General features: G+C 58.7%; 23 protein-coding genes and 4 pseudogenes. 9 read left to right on the top strand and 18 right to left on the bottom strand.

Annotation, left to right across the window (positions count from 1 at the left end):
• Positions 1-61 precede the first annotated feature (61 nt).
• From AB3X99_RS33160 to AB3X99_RS33140, 5 genes and pseudogenes are all read right to left on the bottom strand, one after another.
• The gene (locus AB3X99_RS33160) at positions 62-514 is read right to left on the bottom strand and encodes a DUF2946 domain-containing protein (RefSeq protein ID WP_368619339.1); all 453 of its coding nucleotides are present in this window, start codon (positions 512-514) and stop codon (positions 62-64) included.
• Positions 515-728: 214 nt separating this feature from the next.
• On the bottom strand, positions 729-998 hold the full coding sequence (locus AB3X99_RS33155) for an H-NS family nucleoid-associated regulatory protein (RefSeq protein WP_368619338.1): 270 nt from the start codon (positions 996-998) through the stop codon (positions 729-731).
• On the bottom strand, positions 976-2,379 hold the full coding sequence (locus tag AB3X99_RS33150; RefSeq protein ID WP_368619337.1) for an ISKra4 family transposase: 1,404 nt from the start codon (positions 2,377-2,379) through the stop codon (positions 976-978). Before AB3X99_RS33150 ends, AB3X99_RS33155 begins: the two co-directional genes overlap by 23 nt.
• A 37-nt stretch (positions 2,380-2,416) precedes the next feature.
• Positions 2,417-3,025, bottom strand: a complete 609-nt coding sequence (locus AB3X99_RS33145; RefSeq protein WP_368619336.1) for a plasmid pRiA4b ORF-3 family protein — start codon at positions 3,023-3,025, stop codon at positions 2,417-2,419.
• A 187-nt stretch (positions 3,026-3,212) separates the two neighbouring features.
• Positions 3,213-3,695: pseudogene (locus tag AB3X99_RS33140) on the bottom strand (IS110 family transposase); the annotation flags it as partial.
• Here AB3X99_RS33140 and istB point away from each other — a divergent pair.
• Positions 3,681-4,208, top strand: a pseudogene (gene istB, locus AB3X99_RS33135) (IS21-like element helper ATPase IstB); the annotation flags it as partial. The pseudogenes AB3X99_RS33140 and istB sit on opposite strands and share 15 nt — an antisense overlap.
• 99 nt (positions 4,209-4,307) lie before the next feature.
• Here istB and AB3X99_RS33130 read toward each other — a convergent pair.
• The 3 genes and pseudogenes from AB3X99_RS33130 to AB3X99_RS33120 form a co-directional block, all read right to left on the bottom strand.
• Positions 4,308-4,600: pseudogene (locus AB3X99_RS33130) on the bottom strand (aldehyde dehydrogenase family protein); the annotation flags it as partial.
• A gap of 120 nt (positions 4,601-4,720) precedes the next feature.
• Complete coding sequence (gene speB, locus AB3X99_RS33125; protein WP_368619335.1) at positions 4,721-5,776, bottom strand: agmatinase; 1,056 nt, start codon at positions 5,774-5,776, stop codon at positions 4,721-4,723.
• A 168-nt stretch (positions 5,777-5,944) separates the two neighbouring features.
• A complete protein-coding gene (locus AB3X99_RS33120) occupies positions 5,945-7,264 on the bottom strand; it encodes an MFS transporter (protein WP_368619334.1) in 1,320 nt (439 codons plus the stop codon).
• Positions 7,265-7,388: 124 nt separating this feature from the next.
• Here AB3X99_RS33120 and AB3X99_RS33115 point away from each other — a divergent pair, with 124 nt between their 5' ends.
• Complete coding sequence (locus AB3X99_RS33115; RefSeq protein ID WP_368619333.1) at positions 7,389-8,918, top strand: PLP-dependent aminotransferase family protein; 1,530 nt, start codon at positions 7,389-7,391, stop codon at positions 8,916-8,918.
• Between the two features lie 18 nt (positions 8,919-8,936).
• Here the strand turns inward: AB3X99_RS33115 and AB3X99_RS33110 are convergent, their stop codons facing one another.
• Genes AB3X99_RS33110 through AB3X99_RS33095 form a run of 4 tightly spaced genes read right to left on the bottom strand, consistent with a single transcriptional unit; the run spans position 8,937 to position 13,884 of the window.
• Positions 8,937-10,274 carry an aspartate aminotransferase family protein gene (locus AB3X99_RS33110; protein ID WP_368619332.1) on the bottom strand — a complete coding sequence of 446 codons (1,338 nt, stop codon included), beginning with the start codon at positions 10,272-10,274 and terminating at the stop codon, positions 8,937-8,939.
• A gap of 1 nt (position 10,275) precedes the next feature.
• Complete coding sequence (locus AB3X99_RS33105; protein ID WP_368619331.1) at positions 10,276-11,346, bottom strand: phosphotransferase; 1,071 nt, start codon at positions 11,344-11,346, stop codon at positions 10,276-10,278.
• On the bottom strand, positions 11,343-12,647 hold the full coding sequence (locus AB3X99_RS33100) for an ArgE/DapE family deacylase (RefSeq protein WP_368619330.1): 1,305 nt from the start codon (positions 12,645-12,647) through the stop codon (positions 11,343-11,345). Before AB3X99_RS33100 ends, AB3X99_RS33105 begins: the two co-directional genes overlap by 4 nt.
• A 1-nt stretch (position 12,648) precedes the next feature.
• Positions 12,649-13,884: a Zn-dependent hydrolase gene (locus tag AB3X99_RS33095; protein WP_368619329.1), complete on the bottom strand. Its 1,236-nt coding sequence runs from the start codon at positions 13,882-13,884 to the stop codon at positions 12,649-12,651.
• A 152-nt stretch (positions 13,885-14,036) separates the two neighbouring features.
• Between AB3X99_RS33095 and AB3X99_RS33090 the strand changes: the two are divergent.
• A pseudogene (locus AB3X99_RS33090) lies at positions 14,037-14,200 on the top strand (IS3 family transposase); the annotation flags it as partial.
• A 139-nt stretch (positions 14,201-14,339) separates the two neighbouring features.
• Here the strand turns inward: AB3X99_RS33090 and AB3X99_RS33085 are convergent.
• From AB3X99_RS33085 to AB3X99_RS33070, 4 genes are read right to left on the bottom strand one after another with little or no spacing between them, the layout of a single operon-like run.
• Complete coding sequence (locus AB3X99_RS33085; RefSeq protein WP_368619328.1) at positions 14,340-15,176, bottom strand: ABC transporter substrate-binding protein; 837 nt, start codon at positions 15,174-15,176, stop codon at positions 14,340-14,342.
• 35 nt (positions 15,177-15,211) lie between these two features.
• Positions 15,212-15,976 (bottom strand): amino acid ABC transporter ATP-binding protein, encoded by a 765-nt coding sequence (locus tag AB3X99_RS33080; RefSeq protein ID WP_368619327.1) that lies wholly within the window; start codon positions 15,974-15,976, stop codon positions 15,212-15,214.
• Between the two features lie 11 nt (positions 15,977-15,987).
• On the bottom strand, positions 15,988-16,869 hold the full coding sequence (locus AB3X99_RS33075; RefSeq protein ID WP_368619353.1) for an amino acid ABC transporter permease: 882 nt from the start codon (positions 16,867-16,869) through the stop codon (positions 15,988-15,990).
• Between the two features lie 47 nt (positions 16,870-16,916).
• Positions 16,917-17,861 carry an N-carbamoyl-D-amino-acid hydrolase gene (locus tag AB3X99_RS33070; protein ID WP_368619352.1) on the bottom strand — a complete coding sequence of 315 codons (945 nt, stop codon included), beginning with the start codon at positions 17,859-17,861 and terminating at the stop codon, positions 16,917-16,919.
• A 375-nt stretch (positions 17,862-18,236) separates the two neighbouring features.
• Here AB3X99_RS33070 and AB3X99_RS33065 point away from each other — a divergent pair, with 375 nt between their 5' ends.
• The 3 genes from AB3X99_RS33065 to AB3X99_RS33055 are packed head-to-tail and all read left to right on the top strand — an operon-like array spanning position 18,237 to position 21,437.
• Positions 18,237-19,139, top strand: coding sequence for a polysaccharide deacetylase (locus AB3X99_RS33065; protein ID WP_368619326.1), 903 nt, complete (start codon positions 18,237-18,239; stop codon positions 19,137-19,139).
• Between the two features lie 12 nt (positions 19,140-19,151).
• Entirely contained in the window at positions 19,152-20,558 is a 1,407-nt protein-coding gene (locus tag AB3X99_RS33060) for an amidohydrolase family protein (RefSeq protein WP_368619325.1), read from the top strand.
• 60 nt (positions 20,559-20,618) lie between these two features.
• Entirely contained in the window at positions 20,619-21,437 is an 819-nt protein-coding gene (locus AB3X99_RS33055) for an ABC transporter substrate-binding protein (protein WP_368619324.1), read from the top strand.
• 51 nt (positions 21,438-21,488) lie between these two features.
• Here AB3X99_RS33055 and AB3X99_RS33050 read toward each other — a convergent pair whose 3' ends face one another.
• A complete protein-coding gene (locus AB3X99_RS33050; protein ID WP_368619323.1) occupies positions 21,489-22,409 on the bottom strand; it encodes a LysR family transcriptional regulator in 921 nt (306 codons plus the stop codon).
• Positions 22,410-22,560: 151 nt separating this feature from the next.
• Between AB3X99_RS33050 and AB3X99_RS33045 the strand changes: the two genes are divergently transcribed.
• Together AB3X99_RS33045 and hydA are read left to right on the top strand one after the other, a co-directional pair.
• Positions 22,561-23,256, top strand: a complete 696-nt coding sequence (locus tag AB3X99_RS33045; RefSeq protein WP_368619322.1) for an aspartate/glutamate racemase family protein — start codon at positions 22,561-22,563, stop codon at positions 23,254-23,256.
• Positions 23,253-24,758 carry a dihydropyrimidinase gene (gene hydA, locus AB3X99_RS33040; RefSeq protein WP_368619321.1) on the top strand — a complete coding sequence of 502 codons (1,506 nt, stop codon included), beginning with the start codon at positions 23,253-23,255 and terminating at the stop codon, positions 24,756-24,758. Before AB3X99_RS33045 ends, hydA begins: the two co-directional genes overlap by 4 nt.
• A 76-nt stretch (positions 24,759-24,834) precedes the next feature.
• Here the strand turns inward: hydA and AB3X99_RS33035 are convergent, their stop codons facing one another.
• Positions 24,835-25,662 carry a response regulator transcription factor gene (locus AB3X99_RS33035; RefSeq protein WP_368619320.1) on the bottom strand — a complete coding sequence of 276 codons (828 nt, stop codon included), beginning with the start codon at positions 25,660-25,662 and terminating at the stop codon, positions 24,835-24,837.
• Between AB3X99_RS33035 and AB3X99_RS33030 the strand changes: the two genes are divergently transcribed.
• A complete protein-coding gene (locus tag AB3X99_RS33030; protein ID WP_368619319.1) occupies positions 25,661-25,990 on the top strand; it encodes a hypothetical protein in 330 nt (109 codons plus the stop codon). The genes AB3X99_RS33035 and AB3X99_RS33030 overlap by 2 nt on opposite strands.
• Positions 25,991-26,021 lie beyond the last annotated feature (31 nt).

Genomic DNA, 26,021 nt, shown 5'->3' with positions numbered 1-26,021 from the left:
CGCCAGCGCAGCGATGCCGTTCACCGGCATCGCCACATTGGCTGGAAAACGTCTGCGAAGATCAGGATGAGGCGGGCGGAGCGCGCGGCTGAGCCGGCGTCAGCACCGTGTACGGGCGGAACGCAGCGGTGACGAGGGGGGCAGGAAAGGAAGGGCGCTGCGGCGCGACGCTCGATGCGACGGCCACCCCAGGCAAGGCCGGCGAGTGCGCGAACAGTCCGCAATAGGGGCACGCGTCGCACAGCGACGACGAATCGGAGCCATGGTGGTGCCCGGCATGGGCATCCAACGCGACCTCGACCGCCGCATGATGGTGATGGGAATGATGCTCGTGACGCGCGACATCGCCATGCGCGCCGCGCAGCACCTGGGACACCACAGGCGCGACCACACTCAGCAGGATGGCAAGCATCCCGAGCCAGGCACCGATCTTCTGACGGTGGCGGTTGAGCACGTGTATCGGCGATACGTAAAAAAATTTACAGAGGAACGTCGAGCCATCGCCGCTCTTCACCGGCGGCTGGTCGAGCGCGACCAGTTTGCAACAGGCAGTGCCACGATTAGGTGGCCGAGCGTACCAAATCTTTCGCCTGGGGTGAGGTTCCCCATCACATAGCGGCAATTTGACGCTACGGATTAATTGTAGTGTGGCGGCGCGCCGCACAGGCCCTGAATTAGTGCGTGGTTTTTCGCCCGGACCTGGGCGAAAACATCGACCTCGGTCGACCTCATCGGGTGGTAGTCGGCCATCTCCCGACGACTCGGCCGGCAGCAACGGGTCGATCAGGGTCATTTGGCCGACTTGGCGGAGTCGCGCTGATGTCAGTCACGAATGAGTTACCTGTCGCGGTTCTTTGCGTCCGTGATCCAGTTGGCACACGCCCCCTCCCCGACCACGCCGCCTCCGTTTTCGGGGCGCGGTATTTGGGGGCGGCCACGCTCCCGTGTCTTGGAGACCGAGCCAAAGCGGGGGCTCTATCCCGCGAAAGCGCGAGCATGATCGTTGACAGCGAGCGCCGGATACCATTGCTCGAAGCACGAGCGCAACTGCTCATTCAGAACTGCTGTCCTCACCTGCAGAAGGCCGTGCGCATGAACCGGTTGCCACGCCATCTGCTGTCGCTTCACGAACCGCTTGCTGACCACCTGATTGACAGCTGACTCGACGAAGCTCGAGGTAATCGGCTCGCCATGACGGTAGCGGTCTCCGTAGTTCACGATAAAGCGCTGGTTGTTCTCGAGGTAACCGACGAACTCCTCCAGTTTGGCCAGCAGCCTGACCTCCGCGGGACTGCCATCCGGAGCGAGTTCCCAGCCCAGGCTTTCAAGGCGCTGCAGCGCCGGAAAAGGGCAACCGTGCCAAAGGTGCCACTTTGCACTGCGCAACCCATTGACCAGCGCGTCAACGGATGGCCGTCCGTCACGCTCCGGCAACCCCTTGATCATCTGCTCGAGGTTCTGCACACGCATGGCGACATGAAACCAGTCGAGTACTCTCTCGCCACAATCGCCAAAGTCCAACTGGGCGCGGCGCACGGTGTCGCCGCCGTCGGACAGGAAGGTTACCGGCTGGTCCGCACCGACGCCCTCCTGCGCAAGAAAGGCGAGCATTCGATCGGCAGGCTCGTGCTCGAGTGTGTGAACGTAAGCGAAGCTGTGGCCGCGACCGTCATCGCGCAGTGATTTTCCGACGATGACTTCGAACCAGCCGTCCTGCCGACCGCTGTGCCCGGCCAGGCGGATATAGCCGCCGTCGATTCCCACGGCGCGCACTGAACTTCGCTGTGGAATAGCACACCGGCCGGCAGGCAGATCGACGTATCGCCGTTGCTCGACAGCGACCGTTGCCATAGAGCTGTCAAGGCGACGGCCCAGCGCGTCGACGCGTCTGCGGATCGTGGTAGCCGCGAGCACATGCTCAAGCGGTAATACCTCTTCGAGCACCCGGACGGTGAGCCCGTAGGACATCAACGCGGCAAATTTGGTTTGCAGATACTGCAGTTCGGGACTCGTCCGCTCACGCAGGCAGCCGGCCAGCGGGCTGACGGATCGGCGCCCGCTTGCGCAGCACCGGCATTGGTACAACCGCGGGCTGTCGATCGATAGCCGACCGAAGACCGAGCGGTAGACCAGGCGATGGTGGCCCTTGACGGTCAGACGGGAGCCGCACTTCGGACACACGCTCACTCGGGCGATCGCTTCGGCGGCCTGGGCATCGATCATCGAACGCTGCAACCGGCCCAGCAGCGCCTTTGCCCCCTCAAGATGCAAGCCGAGAGAACCAGCATGGAATCCGTCCCGTTCGAATCGGGCTATCTCCGTAATGTTCGCCTGTTCGTCGACTTCGGTATGAACCACAATCTGCACGCTGATTTGCATCGCAGTCTCCCGCGGCGGCGTAGCTCGGACGATGAGCTTACCGCGCAAGGATCTGCAGCCTCTCATTCGCTGCACGCCGGTCGAAACCCCGATCCAGCCAGACCAACCATTCGTCGACCTCTGCGCGCAGATCGTTCACGTCAATCTTGCCTTCGCGCAAAGTCTCGATCCACTCGAGAAATTCGTGCTCGCCATGAACTTCCAGAGCGTTCATGTATCTCTCGGGGCCTCCACTGTCTTCTGGCGGACAACGCCCGGAGCCCGCGACGCAGCATGGTAGCGGCCTTGACCGCTGGTTGTACGTGCGCCGCTCGACGCGCACGTCATGTAACCACCACGAGGTGAAGTCGTACAGGTAGCCAAAGCGCTCATGCTCGTGCAGGCCAAACGCCACCAGCGACAGGGTGTCGGGGCCGTCGAAGCATTGGAACGCACCGTCGCGATGTCCACCGTAACGCCATCCGCGGATGATGAACCGGTGCAGGTGCTCGTCGCTCCACCCCATGGCGAGCTGCACCACCAGATGCAGTTGCGCAATCGTGATCTGCTCGGGAAGCAACACTCGCCGCCAGACCGACGGGCTGACGCCGCGCAGACTGATGCGCAGCTGGAGAACAGAAGACGGATCGGCAGGGTCGGAGTCCATTGACCACTATAAACTCCCCATCGACCATATTCGCTGGGACCAGGCTTCAGCCCCCGCTTTGGCGCGGTCTCCTAGATCGCTGTGCGAGTCAGATTTCCGTGGCCACGTTCTTACCAGTTTTGTCATCAATTCATGATCACCTGAGCAATCTAGAGAGCTCCTGTTCTGCGGGGTTACGTTGGCTACTTCAAGCCGTCGCGTAGTCGGCGCGGAATTCGCGGCAATTGGACAGCAATGCCCAAATAATGCGAGCATTCTTGTTGGCTAATGCAACCGCTGCCACGTTCGTGTTGCGACGCTTGAGTAGCCTGCTCAGCCAACCGTCTGGACGCTCCTTTCGCTGCGCCGCGTAGATCACTGAACGCGCTCCCCGAATCAGTAGCGTCCGCAGATACGAATCTCCTCTCTTGCTCATCCCCAGCAGCACGGTCTTGCCGCCAGTGGAGTTTTGCTTGGGCACCAGCCCAAGCCAGGCACTTACCTGTCGACCGCTCTTGAAGCTCTTGGCGTCGCCAATTGAGGCCACCATCGCACTGGCCGTAATCGGCCCTATTCCTGGCAGCTTGGCCAGCTTACGGCTATCGTCGTTCATGCGATGCCACGCGACGATCTGACTCTCGTTCTCATGAACCTGACGATCGAACTCCTTCAACTGATCCAGTACCGGCAGAGCCGTGGCCTCGACAAGAGTGTCGTCGCCACGCTCGCCAGCTGTGACTGGATCCGCAATGCACAGAACCTCATCCTGACGGGGCCAACTGGCGCCGGAAAAACATGGGTTGCCTGCGCCTTCGGCCAGCAGGCTTGCCGACAAGGCTTCTCCGTGCTGTACGTACGCGTCGCCCGACTGTTCGAGGAATTGAAGATCGCCCACGGCGATGGCAGCTTCACACGTCGGCTTGCGCAGCTCGCAAAGATGGACGTCTTGTTGCTCGATGACTGGGGACTGCAGGACGTTGATCAGGGGGCGCGCAACGATCTGCTCGAAGTGCTCGACGATCGCGTCGGCACGCGATCCACGATCATCACAAGCCAACTGCCCCTTGAACACTGGCACGCATGGCTGCAAGACCCCACGCTCGCCGACGCAATCCTCGACCGCCTCGTCCATCAAGCTCACAAGCTTGCATTGAAGGGCGATTCGATGCGAAAGAAGAACGCTCCTGATCAAAAAGTAGCCTGATCTCGAACACTCGCAGTACAATCTAAGCACTACGCAGCACCTCCCTCCTGGCCTGTTCGACTTCATCGAAACGGGCGTTCAACTTCCCCGAAATACGCAGGCCAAGGGCTTGCCTTGCTCGGAAGTGAGAATCAGCGCGATGTCATCAGCGTTGTCATGCACAAGAACGAGCCATTTGCGGACGTCTTCCGCCAGGCAGGCCACGCGGCGCTCGCCGCATCGATAACCCGACGTGTGTCCTCTCCATTCATCGACGGCGCCGTCCCGAGCGACTCGCCGTTCGCGGGATTCACGACCTCAAAGGTTGCTCCGTCCGAAGAGCTCTGCCACTCGCCTCCAATGTACGCCTCATGACGCAGCAACGACGGGTCCTTCAACTGTTTCCTGAGCATGCTTTCGAAAAATCCTATTGATTGGACGGGTCCGCTGAACATCAACCTTTTCCAAGGACCCGTCGACCGGTTACCAGGCGCGCTGTCGCTAGGGGTATTCGACGTATGACCCCTAGTCACTTATGCGCGACGACTCGCGCAAATCAGGCTGAGAATCTCGAAGAGAATCTGTGCTCCCGCGTGGGCGGTGTTAGTCGTCGCGTCGTACTGCGGCGCAACTTCAACGACATCGCCACCGACGACGTTGAGGCCAGCCAAGCCCCGAAGAATTGCCTGTGCTTCTCGTACTGTCAGCCCGCCGACTTCCGGTGTACCGGTTCCCGGTGCGAACGCAGGGTCGAGGCTGTCGATGTCATACGAAATGTAGACCGGCCCATCGCCAATGACCTTTCGGGCTTTCGCGACAATCCCTTCAATGCCTAAGTTGTGTATGTCTTCGGCATGAACCACAGTCATTCCAGACTCGTAAGAGAACTCCCAGTGATACTCGGCCGCCCCCCGAATACCGATTTGAATGGTGCGAGTCGGGTCGAGAACACCTTCGAGCACCGCATGACGGAAAGGTCCGCCGTGATGGAACTTGCAGTCGTCGAATGGGCCACCAGTGTCGCAATGTGCGTCGATATGTACCAAGCCGACTGGCTGGCGCTCCCCGAGGGCCCGGAGAATTGGAAGCGTGACGGAGTGGTCGCCGCCGACCGACAGCGGAATAACTCCCGCAGCTACGATCGAGCGAATCGTCTTTTCAATATCACGATGACACTGGAGAAGGTCGAAACGTGACCGAAACGGCACATCGCCAATGTCAGCGACTGCGATTTCACGCGTGGGGACCGACTTGAGCACGTGATTGTATGGGCCGATACGCTCGATTGTCCGTATGGAACGGGGACCGAAGCGCGCACCGTTGCGGTTGCTCACGCCCAAGTCCATTGGAACACCTAGAATCGCCACGTCGAGGCCGTCGAGGCCGTCGAGTTCCGGTTGTTCCCAGTTGACGTTGCGCAATGGAACATCAAGAAAAGTGGACACGCCCGCGAACGGCGCGTATCGCGTACCGTTCTTATCAATCACGTTTGCCGCGACCGCGTTGAAATGCGGGTCATAAATTTTCATCTCGTTTGCGCCACCGAACTTCTCGCGCAACGCGGCGAGCTTGTCACCATCGAATGCCATGTTTGAGCCTACTGAGTGTAAAAGTAAACGATCGCGAGAGCACGTTCAGAATTCGGCTATCGTCGAGTGGGAGCAAAAGGCCGTCATTTGGGTGGAAAGAAGTCGCCCAAGTCTGGCTCTTTAAACTTTGAAGCAGTGATATCAGAGTCGCCCCTGAACGCAAAACGCTCAGAGAGAAGACAGCGATTCCGATTCGGGTCCGAGGTGGGCACCCTTTCGTGACTCCTGCGTGGGCAAGAAAACGGTTGCAACAAAGGTCGCGCCGGTGATGACAAGGAACATGATTCCGAGCGGCAACCATTGCGCCGGCCACGTTTTCGCGATCCACAACCCGATGAGCGGCGTCGTGCCACCAAAGATTGCGCCGCAAAGCTGAAAGCTCAGGGAGATGCCCGTGTAGCGCATTTCCACCGGAAACGCACGAGGCAAATATGCGGACAGGACCGCGTAGTAACTGCCAATGATTGCAGTCGCAACAAGAATGGCAATCGTTATGTTGCGCAAGTCGCCCGAGGCCACCAGCTGCATCATTGGAAGTGCCCACAACACTGCACCGCCCGTCACAAGCAACAGGAACTTCCGCTCGCCAAACTTATGTGCGAGGAAAGAGCCAACTGGATATGCGACCAACTCTACGACCCCAGTCCATGCGATGATGTCGAGAATGTCCGGCTTCGACACCTTCAGATACGTTGTCGTGTAGGTAATCATCAGGGTCGTCACGAAGTAAAAGCCCGAGATGCCCAACATGCAAAACGAAATGCCCAGGAGCAACGCTTTCTTGTGAGAGCGAAGAAGCAGCCGAACTGGCGCGACATCGCTGATATGCCCAGCAGCCTTACGCTTCTGCAATTCCGGGCTCTCTTCAACGGTGCGACGGATGATGAATGCCAGGACAACGAGCAGACCGCTGATCAGGAAGGGAATGCGCCAGCCCCACGAATGATAGTCGGCCTCAGGAAGGCTTGAAACCGCGCGAAACACCAGCGTCGCGAGAATAAGACCAACGGGGCTACCGTACTGAGGTGCAGACGCAATGATAGTCCGCCACTTCGCCGGCGCGTGCTCGCTAGCAATAAGAACGGCGCCTCCCCACTCCCCGCCCACTGCAATCCCCTGAATCAGTCTCAGCGTGACGAGCAAGACCGCGGCGGCGAATCCGATGGACTTATACCCAGGGATGAGCCCTATGAGGGTTGTTGCGGAGCCCATGAGCAAGAGCGTAATGATGAGGCTCTTCTTACGGCCAATCTTGTCGCCGAGATGCCCGAAAATCAACGCCCCAAACGGTCTCGCGATGAATCCAACTGCAAAAGTGCCAAGCGACGCAAGCGTGCTTAGAAAGGGGTCATCAGTGGCAAAAAAGACCTCCCCGAACACGAGCGCCGCGGCGGTACCGTAGCAATAGAAGTCATACCACTCGATCATTGTTCCCAGAAAGGCTGCAATCGCTGCCCGGAACGGTTGATGTCTCACCGATGCGTCCATGTACGTCTCCAATTTAATAGTCAGCTAGCCCGGCGCCGTGCTTGCGCAACTTCCCTGCCGAACCGCACCTCGATTGCGGGCCTTGTTCGAATCCGCCCGAATCTGACATTGACGATATCAGCCGATGGCTATAAGTTATATAGCCAGCACAATGCCAGTCATAAGGCCACTTACGATGAAGGAAATCCTGCTCTCTGACTTGCTTTCGGGGGCCCTCTCTCGGGACGGCTCCACGTCCTTACAGCGTCAGATTTACGAAGTTGTGCGTCGCGCAGTCTTGGACCACACACTCGTTCCCGGGCAGAAGATGCCGTCATCGAGACAACTGGCGTTGGAGCTCGGAATCTCTCGCATTACAGTCTCGCTGGCGTACGACCGCCTGGTTGCAGAATCGTATTTGACGACGACGACAGGTAGCGGGACCTTTGTCGCAGAGACAGGAGCCAGCCCCCGAGCGGCACCTGGCCCTTCTACCCCAGTGAAAGCGTGGGGCGCGATTGCAAGCAGGGGGGAGGCGTTGAGCCGAGGCAGAGGAGGATTGCCCCAACATGCAGGCGCCTTCGTACCAGGAGTGGCAGATGCGTCGCTGTTCCCATTTCACATCTGGAAGCGCTTACTCAACCGACACATTTCGAAAAGTAACCTTGGCTTGGCAGGATACGCAAGCGATGGGGCTGGCTATTTTCCGTTACGCGAAGCGATAGCAAATTATCTTGGCATTTCTAGGTCAGTAGTCTGCGACGCAGAGCAAGTCATCGTTACCACAGGCACGCACCAGTCCATTGACCTTTGCGCGAGAATGCTCGCAGACGTCGGGGACCGCGCGCTCGTTGAAGACCCTTGCCATTGGGCATTCCCGTCAGTCTTGACTGCTGCCGGAGTCGTGGTTGAGCCGCTCCAGGTAGATGCGAGCGGCGCAGACCTGCGACACAGCGAGATTTCCAACCGCACGAAGTTGGCAGCAGTGAGCCCGTCGCACCAATATCCGACCGGAGTTGTTATGCCACTATCGCGTCGGCTCGAGCTCCTCGAACTGGCACGGGAGCATGGCATCTGGATTCTCGAAGACGATTACGATAGTGAGTTCCGCTACGACGGTACACCGCTGCCATCGTTGCAAGGGCTAGACGCCGACGGTCACGTTATCTATATGGGTACGTTTAGCAAGGCGACGTTTCCCGGCATGCGCATGAGCTACATGGTCGTCCCTCGCCCTCTCGCAAAGGCCTTTTCGAACGCATGTGCCGAAATCTATCGACCCGGACAGCTCCACATTCAGGCGGCTCTCGCCGACTTGATTTCAGACGGACATTTCTCCCAACACATCCGACGGATGCGGCTCGAGTACGCAAGCCGACAAGAGGCGCTGCGCGTAGCTATAGATCGAAGAATTGGCGAGCAGATTTCGCTGTCAACGGCAAAAGCTGGCCTGCACTGTTTTGGTCAGCTCCGCCCGAGCGTAGACATGGCTCGATTGGCCGAGGAGGCAACGCGGCTTGGTCTTATACTTCGACGACCACACTTTGTGGCCCCGAATCAAACAGCGCGCGTCAACGCTATCGTTCTCGGCTTTGGCGGCGTTTCTTTGGAAAACATTGAGCCAGGCGTTGTACGCCTGGCTCAAGCCATAGAACACGCATTGAAGAAGAGATGACTCTCTGGTTCTGCGCAGCTAGCGGATATTCATTCGGCCGCAAACGCGCTGAGCGGCGGCAAGAAGAAGGTCAGCATCTTTCGTCGTGAACGGCAGCGGCGGGCGAACCTTGAGCACGTTTCCGTTAATGCCCGTTGCACTGATAAGAACGCGTTCTTCCCTCATCCCATTCACGAACCATGCCGTGGCTTCTCGTGCAGGCGCCTTAGTCTCGCGCTCGTCGACGAGTTCAACTCCGAGGAAAAGACCGTCGCCGCGTACGTCACCAATGAAACGGTACTTCTCCGCCAAATCCCGGAATCCCTGCCGCAGGTACTCACCCACTGCTCGCGCATTTTCACGAAGTCCCTCCGACTGTATGACATCCAGTGTCGCCATAGCCGCCGCGCACGAGACAGGGTTGCCACCGAACGTATTGAAGTAACGAGCTTCTTCGCCAAACTCTTTCAAGACTCGCGGCTGAGCGACCATTGCTGCAATCGGGTGACCATTGCCCATCGGCTTGCCCATGGTCACCAGGTCGGGAATTAGACTGTGACGCTGGAAGCCCCACATTTCGGAGCCCGTCCGCCCGAATCCCGCCTGCACTTCGTCTGCGATGAAGATTCCCCCCGCCTCTCGAACAGCGTCCACGGCCTCGCCCAACATCCCTAGTGGGTCGGTGAACACACCGTCGCTTGAAAAAATCGTATCGAAGAGAAGCGCCGCGGGCTTGATGCCGTGACGCTTCATGTCGGCAATCGCTGCCTTAACGTCGGCGGCGAAGCCCGCGCCGATTTCCGACGCCTTTCCACGGTATGAATCGGGGGCTGGAACAGTGCGGATTGCGGCTCCGAGCGGAACAGCCGATCCAAGCGAAGGCGAAACTTCGGCGATGGACGCAGTCACGCCGTGGTAGGCGAGCTTCGTAACAATAACCCCGGTTCCGCCTGTGTATCGGCGAGCGACTCGCAGCGCCAGATCGTTCGCTTCGCTTCCAGTACAGGTGAACATCACCTGCGACAGCTCCGATGGAAAGGCTGCCAACAGGCGCTCAGCGTAAGCGAGAATGCCGTCGTGCAGATACCGCGTATGCGTGTTCAGGATGGCTGCCTGCTCACTGATGGCGGAAACCACTCGAGGATGGGCGTGCCCCACCGACGCGACGTTGTTATAGGCGTCGAGGTACTCATTACCCGCCTTGTCATACAAACGCACTCCCGAGCCGCGGACCAGCTCCAACGGATTCTCGTAGAAGAGCCGGTAAGACGGCCCCAATAGCGCGCGGCGACGCTCAATCATCCGTTTTTGTTCTTCGGTAAGCGCTGACGCTTTGCTCGGGTCGAACGCGTTCAGCATCGACTTGTCGGTCCCCATCTTAAAACTCCTCAAGCGAATGAATGGCACCGTGAATGGTGCCTAATGCGTCAGCCTGCGACAGCGACTCCAACCGCGTGAGTCCGTCCCAGGAGAGTGGGTTGTTGCGCAGGATGTAATCCCGATTTTCTGGGTGGAGCGCCGCCCGCCAACCCGTGATGCACACGGTCGTAAGAAGCCGGGCCGCTATCAACTCGGGAATCAACTCGATTTCGTCTTCGGTCAAAGGGTTGACAGAGTGGTAACCAGCGACTACCTGCGCCGCCGTCTCAAGCGGGTTCGAGGTTGATGCGAGTTGGTATGCACTCGCCACGGCAACATCGACGACCAGCGGTGCCTCGACAATATCGCCAAAGTCCAGAATTGCGGTCACCACATGAGGGCGAGACTCGTCCATCATGACGTTGTATGCATTCAGGTCGTTGTGAATGACCTGTCGTCGTAACCCATCGAGACGCGGGAGTACAACTCCTTCAAAGCGGTCCATCTGCCGTAGTGCCAGAGCATGCCTGTCTTTGTCTTCGATGAATTCGATGAGACCTCGAAGGCGGTCGGCTCGAGCCGTGTTCCAGAGCAAGTCTTGGTTCGGCAACACGGTGGCGAACCCTTCCAAAGCAAGGTCAAAGTGCGCCAGTGCACGTCCTAGCGCCAAGCGCTGGGTCTTGCTCCGTTTCAACTTATTCAATGGCGTCCCGGGCATGAATGTCATGAGTCGAATGGCCTGACGGACGCCGTCCTGGCCGTCATGCCAATGAATCGACTCGCCACTATGTGCCGGAAAAATGCTCGGCACCGGCAGTGCATCGTCAGCTGACAGCAGACGTTCTTGCACCTTCGTTTGGAAGACGGTTACTGCAGGGTCCTCGGCGGGATGCGTTATTTTGAGCAAAAAGCGCTCTCGCTCTCTTGTCTCAACCAGGAAGTTCTGGTCGCGCTCGCCGCTGAGGAGCGTTGCATGAACCTGCTTCCCGTATACCTTCTCAACAACTGCCTCTGCTTCCACTACCGTCCAATGGATAGTTGGAGCGTTGAACAACTCATCGTTCAAGAGGTCGTGACTTTCTGCTTTCAAGACATTTTCTCCTCGGTACCGCACCAACCCGCAATGAAGAGGGCGAGAGTCTTCGTAACCTGTTTGAGTGATTCGAGGCTCACCGCCTCGTCGTAACCATGTGGCATTCGGCAATGAGGGCCGTAGACGATGGCTGGTGTGTCCGCATAAAGTCCGAAGAAGCGCGCGTCAGTTGCTGCTGAGGTCACGTGTTCTTGCAGTTCTTCGCCAAACACAGTCCTATGCGCATCATGAAGCACCGTCTCGACCTCCTCGGAATTCTCCAGCACGTAGCCTTCGGCCATGAAGCCGTGGTACACAACTTTCGGCGGCTGATGCTTCAGGAATGGGTCGCTCGCAGCAACGTCAGCGATAAATGCTTCAATCTCCCGACGTGTCTCCTCAAGACCTTGCCCCGGATAGACGGCCACGCGCATGTCGAAGTGGCACCACGCGGGAACACTAGACGGCCAATCGCCACCCACGATTTTCCCGAGATTGAATCGGATGGGATGCGGGTGGTTGCAGAAATGTCTGTGTTCGCGCTTGCGCGCATTCCACCGTTCCTCGAGTTCGCGTAGCGCCTGAATGAGCACAATTGCTTTCTCGATCGCGTTTGCACCTGCACCCGAAAATGCTGCGGACGCATGCTGCGGGTCGCCAGCGACCTGCACTTGGAACCACATTGGCCCGACTTGGGCTCTCATGAGCTTCGGCTCGAGAGGCTCGGGAATGAACGCCGCCTCGGCCTTGTAGCCTCGCGCGAGGCACGCGAGTGCTCCGTTGCCGGTGCACTCCTCTTCCACTACGGATTGGAGAAAAACGTCCGCCGCCGGTTGCAGTCCTAAACGCGAGAGAGCATCAAGCGCCGAAATGCAGGCGATAAGGCCCGCCTTCATATCCCCGGCGCCTCTGCCGTACATCCAACCGTCTTGAATCAGTGCGCCGTAGGGGTCTTTCGTCCATTGGTCCAGAGGGCCAACCGGAACCACGTCAATGTGACCGTTAAGGATGAGCGAGCGCCCCCGGCGCGTGCGGCTTCGATGAGTGCCGACAACGTTCACAGCGTTGTCGTAACTGACTGCGACGGGCGAGAAGCCTGGAAGATGTCGAATCGCGTCGACTTCGACCTTCCAGCTGTCCACTTCGAGATTGCGTTCGGTATATAGCTTTGCCATATAGCGCTGCGCCTCCTCGTCGCCGCGCTGCGAAGGTATGCGGACGAGGTCACTCAGTATGTTCAGCTGAGTGTCGAAACCATCATCAACCGAGTCGCAAATCTGAGCCTCCAAAGACGGCGCTAACGATTTTTTGTCCGCCATTTCAAACTCCCGCCTGATGAAGCATCGCGCCGAGCAACACGTTCGCCCCCGCCTCGAGATGCTCCGGTGCGGCCCACGCGATTTCATTGTGACTAATGCCGTCGCGGCACGGAACGAAAATCATCGCGGTCGGAGCCACTTTGGCCATGTTGCACGCATCGTGACCGGCACCGGAGACAATGTCCACGGACGAGTGCGACGTCTTCGAAACAGCCAGTCGCACTGCATCAACCATTGCCGAGTCAAAGCGTGTCGGGACGACGGATTGCAGTTCGTCGAACTCGAAAGTGAGTCCCGTTTCCGATTGAGCGCGAACGCAGATCGCACGCACTGCTTCGACCATTTCTTGAAGGGACTCGGTTTCCAGATGCCGCAGGTCGACACTGAAGCGCACATTTCCCGGAATCGTGTTCCGTGACCCGGGAAGGACAATGACCTCTCCGACAGTCGCTCTGGCAAACTTTCCGAACTGCTTCCCCAGGTCGACAATTTTCGTGAATACGGGTGCAGCCGCGTACAGCGCATCCTTGCGGATGTCCATCGGCGTCGGACCTGCATGCGCCTCAACGCCGCTTACAGTCACATTAATCAAGCGTATCCCAAGGACCCCGGTTACAACGCCGATAACGATTTTTTCGGCTTCGAGCACCGGTCCTTGTTCGATATGTGCTTCGAAGTAGGCGCCCACTGCGTGCTCGCCAATGCGCTCGTTGCCGATGTAACCAAGGCGCTCGAGTTCCTGTTTTACGGAAAAGCCATTAGCATCCCGCGCCGACCATGCGTGCTCCAGCGAAATACTTCCCGCGAAAACGCCCGAGCCCATCATTGTCGGTACAAATCGGGCACCCTCTTCATTTGTCCAGACTGCGAGTTCGAGCGGCGCGTTGGTCTCGACTCCGAGCTCTGCGAGGGTTTGAATGACCTCAAGTCCCGCGATAACGCCGTAGCAACCGTCGAACTTTCCCCCGGACGGTTGCGTATCGATATGGCTACCGGTCATAACCGGCGCTTGAGCGTTATCTCGACCCGCGCGACGGCCGAAAACGTTTCCCACTTCGTCGATGGTCACGTTCATGCCGGCTTCCCGCGTCCAGTGCATGACCAATTCCCGGCCCTCTTTGTCGAGGTCAGACAGAGCCAAACGTCGCGAGCCCCCATTTTCCGTCCCACCGATTTCACCCAGCTGCATCAGCCGCTCCCATAAGCGACCGCCGTTCACACGCAACTGCCCCGTCATTTTGTCGTCCCCGCGTCTGAGAGGACTTAACTATATTTTCAGAAGCGCAATTTCTCTATATCCACTTCGATTTTTCTTCTATGGACAGTGGGCGGGGCCTCGGAAGCACTTGGCCGCGAAACGACCGAATTGGTCGCGCGGTAGTGACGGTTGACCTCGAACGCGATGTGAGAGGAAAATCAACGCAAAAAAAGTGGTGAGCGCGCCCGCTCGCCACCTGCAGCTTGCCTACGCGAATGCGCGAGGCCTGTCGCAGCGGCGTGCGTGCGCGCTGATGTCGGTCGCCAGGTCGGCGTTGCATCAACAGTCGAAGTTGACTGGCGCGGCCTTCGCCGTCCTTCATGCACTTCATGCATCGAATGGACTTAAGCTGCTATTCCGCGCATGCGTCGCTATGATCCCTCCCAGTGCGCCGCTCGAGGACTTCGCCCTAGGAATCGATATTGGCAGTCAATCTACTCTTGCGAGTTGATGAGTGCCTTGCTGATGGCGAACTGCTCGATGTTCCACTTCTTCAGGATTGTCTGGTAGGTCCCATCCGCAATGATCTGATTGAGTGCCTCGGAAACGGCCTTCACCATCTGCGGGTTATTCTTTGAAATACCAATGCCGTTGTATTGCCAGTTGAACGGCTGCGCGACCGCAGCATAAGCATTGTTGTCGATGCCGTTGACGTAGGCAATCGTCTCGCCCCCTTGGACTGCTGCATCAACACGATTCTGCCGAAGTTGCATGCGAGCGTCCGCCGAACCGTCTGTGCCGACAACCGTAATAGCCGGCTTGTTAGCCTTCACGCAGTTTGCGTCACTCCACTGCGCCACTTCAGTCGGCCAACTGCCGCGTCGATTGACGCCAACACGTTTGCCGCAGAGCGCGGTGATCGAACCGAACTCCGTCGCGCGAGCCTTCTGAACGTAGAACTGTGGGCCCGACTTCATATAATCGACGAACGTCACGACTTCCCGGCGCGACGGCAGATCGGTCATGCCAGACAGAATCATGTCCACTCGATTGGTTTGCAAGGCAGCGACCATCTGGTCGAAGCTCGTCTCTTGCCAGGTGAGCTTTGCCCCCATGCGCTTGGCGATCGCTTCGCCGAGATCAACGTCGAAGCCCGAGACGGCACCGCTAGACGTGTCCTTGAATTCGAGCGGTGGGTAGTTCGGAACCACGGCGATACGAATGTTCGCAGGTACTTGGGCATGTGAAGCGGTCGTCGCGAGTACGCCGAGACACAACGAGAAGGCGGTCGCGGCGAATCGCAGGCGAGCAACAGCCAGTGCACTTTTCATGATATTTGACCTTACGTTTGGTGGACCTATGGCCTTCAGTGGATGACGGCGGAGATGAATTCTTTGGTGCGCGCATGCTGGGGGCAAGAGAGCACCTGCTCTGGCGAGCCCGATTCGATCAAGCACCCCTGATCCATGAACACGACACGGTCGGCGACCTCCCGAGCGAAACCCAATTCGTGGGTCACGACGATCATGGTCATGCCGCTGTTCGCAAGATCTTTCATAACGTTGAGCACATCGGAGACCAGCTCCGGATCGAGCGCAGATGTCGGCTCATCGAAGAGCATCAGCTTCGGTTTCATGGCCAAGGCTCGCGCAATGGCCACCCGCTGTTGCTGACCACCTGAGAGCATCGCGGGAAAGGCATCACGCTTGTGCGCCAGCCCTACCCGCTCAAGCAGCCCCATCGCTTCGCCTTCGACATCGGCTCGCTTACGTCCAAGGACTTGCGTCGGCCCTTCGATGATGTTTTCCATCACGGTCTTGTGAGGAAACAGGTTGAATCGCTGAAAGACCATGCCGGTCGCCAGGCGTTGGCGTGACACCTGGCGCTCCGACAGCGGATAAAGCTTGTTACCCACCTGTCGGTAGCCAAGGATCTCATCGTTTACGCTGAGCAAGCCGTCGTCAATGCTTTCCAACTGATTGATGCATCGAAGAAATGTGCTCTTGCCGGAACCTGACGGACCGATGATGCATAGCACCTCGCCCGACGAGACGTCCAGGTCGATCCCTTTCAATGCCTCGAAGTCCCCATAGAACTTGCGCACGCCTTTGGCCTGAATGATGCGGGTCATCGCAAATCTCCTCACTTGTTGGTCGGGCGCAGGTTACCGCGCGAGAAATGGCGCTCGATTCGGGATTGCACCAGCGAGAGCACGGAGACAACCACCAGGTACCAGACGGCAGCCACGATCAACAGCTCGATCACACGGGCATTGGCGTAGTAGATGTTCTGCGCGTTGTGGAGGATTTCGCTGAACTGGATGACGCTGGCAAGCGACGTCAGCTTGACCATGCCGATCAGCTCGTTGCCGATCGGCGGGACAATTACTCGCATGGCCTGAGGAAGCACGATGCGGCGCAGCGCCTGGAGACGCGGCATGCCGATGGCCTTCGACGCTTCGTACTGGCCGACGTCCACCGACAGCAGGCCGGCCCGAACGACCTCAGACGTGTAAGCCCCTTGGTTGATTCCCAGACCGAGCAGCGCTGCAAGGAACGGCGTCATCACGTCCACCGTTCGGTACTCGGCAAGGCCGGGAAGCCCGATGGTCGGAAAGACGAGCGCGAGGTTGAACCAGATCAGCAGCTGCAAGATGACCGGCGTTCCGCGGAAGAACCACACGTACCCCTGGGCAACCGTCTGCAGCACGGGGTTGTCCGACAATCTCATGACGGCGACGACTACGCCGATGACGACGCCTAACGTCATCGCCAGTATTGTCATGACGATCGTATTGCCCAGACCGGCGAGGATCGTGCGGGCCGTGAGGAACTTGCCGACGTACGACCACTCGATCTGCCCTTTTGCGAACGCCACTGCGATGTAGGCCAGAATCGCGATCAACATCATGGACGCGACATATCTTCCGTAATGCCGACGCTTGATCCGCTGGAGTCCTGCAACGTCGGCAACACGCAATCCCAGCGGGTTTGCGGCCACGGTATCGGTCGGAATGAGGCGCATATCTTTCTCCATGTCTGCTTGATCGGTGACGTTGCGGTCGCGGGCTATCACTCGGCATCCGGCAGCGGCTCGCCGGCACCGATGCGCTCCACGATCAGCTTGTAATGCTCCGGGCGGCGATGTTTCGCAAAATTGAAGACGTGCTCGCGGAATGTGTCACCGAGTGCCAAATCCGCGTTCACGAAGATGACCTCGTCTTCTTCGCTTTGCGACTGCGCGGCGATCTCGCCAGACGGCGCGACGATGACCGAGCCGCCGATCATGTGGAATCCGTCCTCGGCACCGCATTTGGCTGCCGCGGCAATCCACATGGCGTTTTGGTAGGCGCTGGCCTGGAGCGTAACCAGATGCGTGTGCATCCGCAGATGCGGCGGTTCGTTCCAGTGGATATTGAGTGACGGTGTGTTGTAGCCGACAACGCCCAGCTCAGCGCTCTGGAGCGACATGGCACGCCAGGTTTCAGGCCAGCGACGGTCGTTACAGATGCACATGCCGATCTTCGCGCCTTGCATCTCGGCGACAGGGAATCCCAGATCCCCGACTTCGAAGTATTTTTTCTCCAAGTGCTGGAACGGTGCATCCGGCTTATGATCCGAATGGCCGGGCAGGTGAATCTTCCGGTACTTACGCACGATCGTGCCGTCGGCGTCGACCAGCACTGCGGTGTTGAACCGTCGGCCGTGTTCGGTAAGTTCGGCATACCCGAGATAGAAGCCGATGCCGTACTGTTTGGCGAGTTCGAAGAGTGGCAGCGTCGCGGCACTCGGCATGCTCGGCTCGAAAAAGCGTTCCACCGCCTGCGCTTCGCTCATCCAGTAGCGCGGGAAGAACGTTGTCAATGCGAGCTCGGGGAACACCACGAAATTCGCATTGCGGCTTTTCGCCTCGCGCAACATTTCGATCAGTCGGCCGACAACGGCCTCGCGACTGTCCGCCAGATGCACCGGCCCCATTTGAGCGACGGCAAGCCCGATCCTGCGATGTTGACTCATCCTTTCCTCTTGTCTGTTCGAAGTGCGCAACAGCGCGGCGCACATGTCTTGTGACGTAGTGCTTTCGATAGATGCCATGCGTCGCGATCCGGGATTCAAGGTAACAAGCCAAATAGCCATAAGGGAAATAGGCCAAAATTGGTTTCATATAGACGAAATGCATGGGTGGTCCGATTCGCCGCACCACGGATCCAGCCCATGCATTTAAGCTATGGGAAGGCATTTTTGGCCTATTATTCGTAATGACTTTTCATTGCTAAGGTGTTGCTCATACGCCCGGAAAGTGAGTGAAGTCCGGCCTCCGCGGCGCATTCGGGCTGGATCTGGTCTCTACCGTACACAATCAACTCGGCAACGCCTCAGGAGCAGAAAACGATGTCTCGCGTCCCGCTTCATCCCGCAAACCGTGCCCCGCTGTCCCCCATCTACCCGTGGCCCGACACGAAGAACGGCCCGTCTAAGAGCGCCATGTTCCTGGCGGTCGACATCGACGCCGAGATGGCCTGGACGACCAAGGACGTGAAGAACTACGAACGGCTTGTGACGATCTCGTACGGGGGCTATGAGGCGCGCGTCGGTATCTCGAAGATGCTCGAGCTGTTCCGTGATCTGGAGGTCAAGGCCACCTTTTTCACTGCGGGATGGGCGATCGATGCGCATACGGCAGTGATTGAGGCGGTCCTTCGTGACGGGCACGAGATTGCCCACCATGGCTACTACCACCTGATGCCGGACGTCGGCTCCCCGAATATCGTGGAAGAACTGGAGGCCGGTCTGGATGCGCTGAAGCGCGTGCTGGGCGTCGTCCCGACGGGCTATCGCGCACCGGAAGGCGAAAGCTGCGAAGAGCTGCGCGTGCTGCTCAAGGAAAAGGGATTCCTGTACTCGAGCTCATGGCGCGACGACGTGCGCCCGTATCGCCATGTGTTGGCAGACGGCACCCCCGGCGTCATCGAGCTGCCTGCCACGATGACGTTTGACGACTGGATGTACGGCCTGACGCACCGCTTCAGCCCGCGCCCGCTCTTCCCGCGCGAACACGTGCTCTCGATCTGGAACGACGAAATGGAGATCACGCGCGAATGGGGTGGTCTGATCACGACGATCCTCCACCCGCAGGTCAGCGGCCGTCCCATCCGCTTCAAGATCCTGCGTGAGTTCATCGAACGTACGAAGACGTATGGGGATGTCTGGATCGCTACTGGTCACGAGATCGCCACGCATTTTGCCGCCTGCGAAGCTGCCGACGCAGCCAAACAACGCCACGCCACTGAATAAGACGAACGGGCCATGGACCTTCTTGTTACCGACGCGGTGGTGCTGCAAGATGCGCAGCAACAAGTCATCACTGACCACACCGCTGTTGCCATCGTCGGAAATCGCATCGAGGCCATCGGCCCGACAGCTGAGCTTGAACAACGCTACCCCCATTTGCCGCGGCAATCCGGCAAAGGAAAAGCGGTGATTCCGGGCTTCGTGAACGCCCATACCCATTCCGTGCTGATGGCCCTGCGCGGTACCGTAGAAGACTGGACGGGAGACTCGATCTATAGGTACATGACACCGGTGTCATATTCGATGACACCGGAAGAGCGCTCCGTCATCGCCCAACTCGGTTGCCTGGAGGCAATCCGAAGTGGCACGACCACCATGGTCGATCCATTCCGACATGTCGCGGGGTATGTCGACGCCATGGCTCGTACCGGCTTGCGCCTCTGGGTGTCCGAAGCCTGTGCGGACATCGACACCCGGAGAATTCGCTTGGGCGACTATTCCGTCAATGAGGCGTTCGGCAACCAGTTTTTCGAGCGCAGCGAAGCACTGATCGAGAGCTATCACGGGACCTACGGGGATCGGGTTCGATGTCAGGTCGCCGCTCACGCGCCAGACAATTGCTCACCGAAGATGCTGCATCGACTTAAGGCGTTGGCCGATAAGCATGGGCTTACCCGGACCATCCACCTTTCGCAGAGTCTGGCTGAGGAGAAATCCGTCCGCGAACACTATAGCGTCTCTTCATCGGGCTATCTCCACCGCGAAGGGTTTCTCGGGCCGGACCTGGTCGCCACACACTGGACGTTCTGCGACCGTGACGATATTGCGCTGCTGGCAGCGAATCACGTCCGTATGGCGCACACGCCGGCAAGCTTTTCGCGACGTGGTATGCACAAGGCACTGCTCGGACCGATTCGTGAAGCCGGCGTCGCATTTGCGCTCGGCACCGATAACATGAGTGAGGACATGTTCCAAGCGATGGCCTTCGGATCCGTCACGTGGCGTACTGGCCGCGGCCGCGAGGGCGGATTGATGGCCGAAGGCGGCATCGATCCGGGACCGGGCGAGATTTTTCATGCCGCGACTCTGAGTGGCGCGCAATCGGTCGGGGCTGGCGGCGAAATCGGATCGCTGGAGGTCGGAAAGAAGGCCGATCTCGTGCTCATCAACCTGAACACCGTCGCGATGAGGCCCCTCATCCGACTCACCTCCAACCTCGTTCACTACGGCCATCCCGGCATTGTCGACACCGTCATCGTCGACGGCGAATACGTGTTGCGCGAAGCCAAGGTCGTAACGTTCGACGAGCTTGCCCTGCTTCAGGAAGCCGAGTCAGTGACTCGCAGGGTCTGGCAGCGAATGTTTGACGAGAACCCGGACATCGTCAAACCGAAGTCGGAACTGCCGTGGCTCGATGCATGACGATCGCGGCGCAATAGTGCCGCAAAGCCCATTTTTCCTCCACCACTCTGGACTCCGCAAATGCCGAAGCGATTTCGATGGAATTGCCTGATCAGTGCTTGTGCCATGGCGCTCTACGCGGTTGGAACGACAGCTCATGCCAAGGACGCCATACAGGCCGGCATCTACCCTAACTACCCTCCTCTCGACATGCGTGACCCCGCAACCAATCAGTTGGCCGGGTTTGACGTCGAGCTGGCTGGGATTCTGGCGTCGCATATGGGGCGTCCACTGTCGTGGACCGAAACCAGTTATGCCGAGCTGATATCGGCGGTGAAGACCGGGCGAATCCAGATTTTCTTCAATGGCATGTTCGACACGCCGGAGCGTAGGGATCAGATTGCGTTTGTCGACTACCTTCGCTCGGGCTCGCAATTTCTCACGCTTCCGACGAGCCCCTACAAGACGCCCGCCAGCCTTTGCGGCAAGAAGGTCGGCATCAGCCGATTGACCAGCGATCCCGAGACCTTCCACCGCTGGAGCGAGTCGGTCTGCGTCAAGAATGGGCTGCCAGCGGCTGTCTATATGCCGGCCGAAAACAGCATCGATGCCCGCATGCAGATGCGGCAAGGCCGGACCGATGCTGTCCTGATGGACAGCCTGACGATCCCGTTCGTTATCAAGCAGAGCGGCGGTCAGTTCGTCACTGTCGGCGAGCCGCTGGAATTTCACTTGATGGGGATCGGCGTGAACAAGGCCGATGCCGCCCTGCAACAGGAACTGGCAAAGGCGATGCAGCGAGCCATTGACGATGGCTCTTACGCGTCGTTGCTGATCAAATGGGGGCTTTCCGCCAGTAGCGCGGTGCCGAAAGTGACGATCAACACCAATAGCATCTAAGTCGACGCGACTTGTGCCAGCGGCTGCAATTCGACCCGCTGGCGCCCTCGATCAAGCTGGATAGTCCGCAAAAACCTGACGCAGGATCTCCAAGAACTCACGGGCAGAATGGGACAGCGGCTCTGCGTGCGAGTACACGGCACTGACCTGCAATCGCTTCTCCGGCCGGAGCGGCTTGACGTCGAGACCCGACCGCAACGCATCGCTCGCACAGAACGGATCCACCAACGCGATTCCAACCCCTTCCAACGCAAGCTGGCAAGCGCTGATCGCCGAGCGAACCTCCACGATTGGCACCGGCCTCTCAGCACCATCGAGCGCATCCTCAACGACCTTGCCCAGCGGAGTGTCATGCGGGTAGTCGATCCAGGCATGACCGGCCAGGTCATCCAGGCCGACAAACCTCTTTTGACCGAACGTACTCCGTGGCGCTGCAACAACGATCGGAACCCTGGCAAGCGGCTCCACCACGAGGTTCGGATGCGCAATGTCGAACATCGACACGGCCAGATAGTTCTGGCCGAACAAAATGCGGGGAATGAGATTGTTGTGTGTCAGTGGCTCGAAGTGAATCTGGAGCCCTGGAAAGCGACGGTTGAATTCCGCGATTGCCCGGGGAATCAAGTGCACGCCTAGGCTCGGGCTGCAAACGACGTTCAATTTGCCGCTGCGCCCCTCCACCAATGCTCGCACCAGATCGTTGACCCGCTGCACGCCTGAATAGGCAGATTCAACTTCTTCGTAGATGCGCTTCGCTTCTGGCGTCGGATGCAGGCGGCCGCGAATACGCTCGAACAAGAGAAAACCCAGACGCTGCTCCGTGAGTTGCAGGATTCTGGTCACCGACGGCTGAGCAATAAAGAGAAGCCGCGCTGCTTCGCTGATCGACCCGGCTATCATGACGGTCCGGAAAATCTCCAGCTGCCGCAGGCTCATCGTCGCCTGCCGTTGCCCTTCTTCGTCGAAGTTCACAGAAATGGACCTCTCAGATCCAGATGACTCGGTTTGGCGGTCGCACGGACATATGCATTGTGTCTATGGCGTACGAAATTTAGCCTATTTTACTCATGGATTTCGTCCAGATACATTAGTAAAAAAACAACTCTGGATCGAGAAAAAGGCCATGAGTAACAGCGTGTACGTGATCAACCCGAACTCACTGGTGGCGGTAACAGACACCATCTCCCGCGCAGTCAAATCGGCGATCGGGGACTGCCCGCTCCCATTCAGGTTCGTGACACTGGCAGATGCGCCGCCTGGCATCATGACCCAGCGCGACGCCGACATCGCAGCCCCCCTCGTCGCCAATTTCATTGACGGGATCGACGATGCCGCGGGCTTCATCGTGGCTTGCTATAGCGACCCGGGAGTATTTGCGGCGCGGGAAATCACATCAGTCCCCGTGCTCGGCATTGGCGACGCTGGGCTCGTGGCAGCATTGCGCCTGGGTAAAAGGCCTGGCGTCATCGCCGTCAGCGGAGCCGGTATCGATCGGCACTGGCGCTATTACCGAACGTTGGGCATCGCGCAAACCATTGCGGGAGAGCGTTCGATAGACTTGACCGTCGCCGAATCCGCAAACCGAAACCGTGCGATGGGCCGCTTGATCGAAGTGGGCGGGATGCTTCGCGATTTGGACGGCGCCGATGTCGTCGTGCTGGGTTGCGCTGGCATGACCGAGATGCGCGACGCCCTTGAGAAGGAGCTTGGCGTTCCGGTCGTCGACCCTTGCACCGCCGCAGCCGTGTCAATCATCCAAGCCATTCGCTCGACCGAGCAAGCGCCTGCTGCCGATGCAGCGACCAAGGAAGCCAAATGACGCAGTTCGATCTGACCGTACGAGGCGGTACCGTTGTGACGGAGAGCGGCACCATCAAAGCAGATCTTGGCGTTCGCGATGGCGTGATCTCTGCGGTTGAGTTCGGCTTGCCCCCGGGCAAGACAGACATCGATGCCACTGGGAAACTAGTACTCCCCGGCGGTGTCGACACCCATTGCCATGTGGAACAGCGGTCAGGCATGGGCATGATGGGCGCTGACGACTGGTATTCGGCCAGCGTATCCGCCGCATTCGGGGGCACGACGACTATCGTTCCCTTCGCTGCCCAGCATCGCGGTACGTCTTTGAAGGAAGTTGCCAAGGAATACGCGCGCCTGGCCGCAGAGAAGTCAGTGATCGACTACAGCTATCACGTGATTCTGTCTGAGACGGACGACAAGACGCTCCAGCACGATCTTGTCGAATTGATACGCGCCGGCATTACGTCGTTCAAGGTGTATATGACGTACGACGCGCTCAAGCTCGATGACTACCAGTTGCTCGACGTCCTTGCACTCGCGGCCCGCGAGAAGGCGTTGGTCATGGTGCACGCGGAGAACAACGACGTCATTCGGTGGGTTTCGTCGAAGCTCGTCGAGAAGAACTACAAGGCGCCCAAATTCCACGGTGTGAGCCACGTCGCATTGGCGGAGGCCGAGGCCACCAATCGCATCATCCGTCTGTCCAGCATGTTCGACGTGCCGATCATGATCGTGCACGTCTCCGCCAAGGATGCATTGGCGACGATTCAGGCAGCACAGGCCTTGGGGGCGCGAGTGCTCGGCGAGACGTGTACCCATTATCTGGTCTTGACCGAAGAAGCCATGGATCATCCCGACATGGAGGGCGCGAAGTACTGTTGCAGCCCTCCGCTGCGGGATGCCGAAGCGCAAGCGGCGTTGTGGGACGGCATGAAATCGGGCGTACTTCAGACACTCTCGTCAGACCATGCACCTTACCGGTTTGATGAAACCGGCAAGCTGCCATATGGCGCAGCCACGACCTTCAAGCAGATGGCCAACGGCATGCCCGGTCTGGAAGCGCGCCTGCCGGTGTTGTTCTCCGAGGGGGTCGGCACCGGAAAAATCACGCTGGAGCAGTTTGTCGCGCTTACGGCCACGAATCATGCGCGGACTTACGGCATGTATCCCCAGAAGGGGCATCTGGGCATCGGCTCCGACGCGGATATCGCCGTCTGGGACCCGACAAGGCAGGTCACGCTAACGGCCGACGACCTGCACGACAGAACCGGCTACACGCCGTACGAAGGCATGAACGTTACCGGATGGCCTGAAACGGTGATCAGCCGTGGTCGCGTGATCGTTTCGGACGGAACACTTCATGCCGAACGCGGCAGCGGTCGATTTATTGCCCGGGGAACACCTGAACCCTGCATTGAGACGAATGAGCCGTCCGCGGCACCGCGATTCTTCCGTTCGCTGGCGCTTCGCGACGAACAATCCACGCAGGATTTCAGCAAGGCCTATTCCGTGAAGAAGTAGAAGCAAAGGCGGCGAGTCTCATGCCGAGCAATTCGGCATGAGACCCTCCGGTTCCTCGGGATCATGGCCGATCGCGTCAGGCCGCAAGCGATTTGAGGAACAGCGCCATGAGTTCAGACTGCGTGGAAATGTTCAGCTTGGCATAGGCGTTCTTCCGATGGCTCTTGACCGTGGTGATCGAGATATTCAAACGGAGACTTATGGACACTGAGGAGTGTCCTTGTAGGATGAGTCGGACGATTTCTGCCTCTCTCGCGGAGAGAGCATCTCGGCCAAACGTCGCAAAGGCGGCATCTATACCAGCGTCGGGCATTTGATGCCGCTCCCGATTCAGGCGATCCCAGTTGGCCCTGACGACTGCGGATACAAACGGCGCCAGGTCCGCTGCGACCTCGATCTCCTGATTGCTTATCCCGAGTTCGCTCTGCGGACGAAGGAAGCTGACTTCAGCCATCGCTCCATCAGGAAGCCCCACTAGCAGCAACAATTCTTCTTGTTGCGCCGGCCAACCGTCCGTCAGGTAGTTCACCTCTTCTGCGTGGCACAAGGCTGCCGGAACGCTTTTGAAGGCATCCGAGACAGGGTATTCGTCCGGGACGAGGTCCCTCATGCGATAGACACCAGGTGATATGCCGTCAAGGTAGGCCTGATAAAAAGGACTGAGGACATACGAGAACTGCAGATAGTTCAGCAGCCCCTGATGGTATGGGGTTCCATCAAACGTGTCATAGGCCAGCACCGGTCGGCCTCGACCCCGATAGACCATGATCGATACCAGCTCGAAAGACAGGTGCCTGCCGACCGCATCAAATGTCGCTTGAAAGGAGCGCACGTCACCGAGCGAGTCGATGACCGCGGCAACACACATCGGATCCAACTGCGTTGCAGCACTTGCGTCAAGCATGGCAGAAATCGTCGACACCGGAGACTGTGATGGTATTACATCTGACGCCAGACCTGACGCACGATCGACGATTTCACAGCTGTTCGCGCACCGCCGCAGGAATGCCTGCCAAGACCTTCTAAAGTTCTTCCTCGTCAGCCGTGCGAAGCTAATCCGCACAAGCAGCGGGACATTTCAAACTTTCAAACCATTCACCCGCGCCTACGTACGTGTGATGTTTGGCAAGAGATCGTCAAAGAAATTGTCGATGTGGAATGACGCCGGTATGCGCAGGCGCGGCAAAAACCGAGACGCAACAGGTGGTACTCATGATGCGTCGGCAGCGTGAGCAGTTGGTGAAATTCCGGACAGTGCAGTTC

Origin of the sequence: Paraburkholderia sp. BR10882 (genome assembly GCF_040948855.1) — a bacterium.
In the GTDB taxonomy this organism is placed as follows: Bacteria; Pseudomonadota; Gammaproteobacteria; order Burkholderiales; family Burkholderiaceae; genus Paraburkholderia; species Paraburkholderia nodosa_A.
This window is presented reverse-complemented; position numbering and strand designations above follow the sequence as displayed.

Bases quoted from the DNA above. Each gene is read 5' to 3' on its own strand.
- AB3X99_RS33155 (WP_368619338.1), bottom strand. From the start codon at position 998: ATGCTCGCGCTTTCGCGGGATAGAGCCCCCGCTTTGGCTCGGTCTCCA.
- AB3X99_RS33150 (WP_368619337.1), bottom strand. From the start codon at position 2,379: ATGCAAATCAGCGTGCAGATTGTGGTTCATACCGAAGTCGACGAACAG.
- AB3X99_RS33145 (WP_368619336.1), bottom strand. From the start codon at position 3,025: ATGGACTCCGACCCTGCCGATCCGTCTTCTGTTCTCCAGCTGCGCATC.
- speB (WP_368619335.1), bottom strand. From the start codon at position 5,776: ATGGCATTCGATGGTGACAAGCTCGCCGCGTTGCGCGAGAAGTTCGGT.
- AB3X99_RS33120 (WP_368619334.1), bottom strand. From the start codon at position 7,264: ATGGACGCATCGGTGAGACATCAACCGTTCCGGGCAGCGATTGCAGCC.
- AB3X99_RS33115 (WP_368619333.1), top strand. From the start codon at position 7,389: ATGGCTATAAGTTATATAGCCAGCACAATGCCAGTCATAAGGCCACTT.
- AB3X99_RS33110 (WP_368619332.1), bottom strand. From the start codon at position 10,274: ATGGGGACCGACAAGTCGATGCTGAACGCGTTCGACCCGAGCAAAGCG.
- AB3X99_RS33100 (WP_368619330.1), bottom strand. From the start codon at position 12,647: ATGGCGGACAAAAAATCGTTAGCGCCGTCTTTGGAGGCTCAGATTTGC.
- AB3X99_RS33095 (WP_368619329.1), bottom strand. From the start codon at position 13,884: ATGACGGGGCAGTTGCGTGTGAACGGCGGTCGCTTATGGGAGCGGCTG.
- AB3X99_RS33085 (WP_368619328.1), bottom strand. From the start codon at position 15,176: ATGAAAAGTGCACTGGCTGTTGCTCGCCTGCGATTCGCCGCGACCGCC.
- AB3X99_RS33080 (WP_368619327.1), bottom strand. From the start codon at position 15,976: ATGACCCGCATCATTCAGGCCAAAGGCGTGCGCAAGTTCTATGGGGAC.
- AB3X99_RS33075 (WP_368619353.1), bottom strand. From the start codon at position 16,869: ATGCGCCTCATTCCGACCGATACCGTGGCCGCAAACCCGCTGGGATTG.
- AB3X99_RS33070 (WP_368619352.1), bottom strand. From the start codon at position 17,861: ATGAGTCAACATCGCAGGATCGGGCTTGCCGTCGCTCAAATGGGGCCG.
- AB3X99_RS33065 (WP_368619326.1), top strand. From the start codon at position 18,237: ATGTCTCGCGTCCCGCTTCATCCCGCAAACCGTGCCCCGCTGTCCCCC.
- AB3X99_RS33060 (WP_368619325.1), top strand. From the start codon at position 19,152: ATGGACCTTCTTGTTACCGACGCGGTGGTGCTGCAAGATGCGCAGCAA.
- AB3X99_RS33055 (WP_368619324.1), top strand. From the start codon at position 20,619: ATGCCGAAGCGATTTCGATGGAATTGCCTGATCAGTGCTTGTGCCATG.
- AB3X99_RS33045 (WP_368619322.1), top strand. From the start codon at position 22,561: ATGAGTAACAGCGTGTACGTGATCAACCCGAACTCACTGGTGGCGGTA.
- hydA (WP_368619321.1), top strand. From the start codon at position 23,253: ATGACGCAGTTCGATCTGACCGTACGAGGCGGTACCGTTGTGACGGAG.
- AB3X99_RS33030 (WP_368619319.1), top strand. From the start codon at position 25,661: ATGGCAGAAATCGTCGACACCGGAGACTGTGATGGTATTACATCTGAC.
- AB3X99_RS33035 (WP_368619320.1), bottom strand. From the start codon at position 25,662: ATGCTTGACGCAAGTGCTGCAACGCAGTTGGATCCGATGTGTGTTGCC.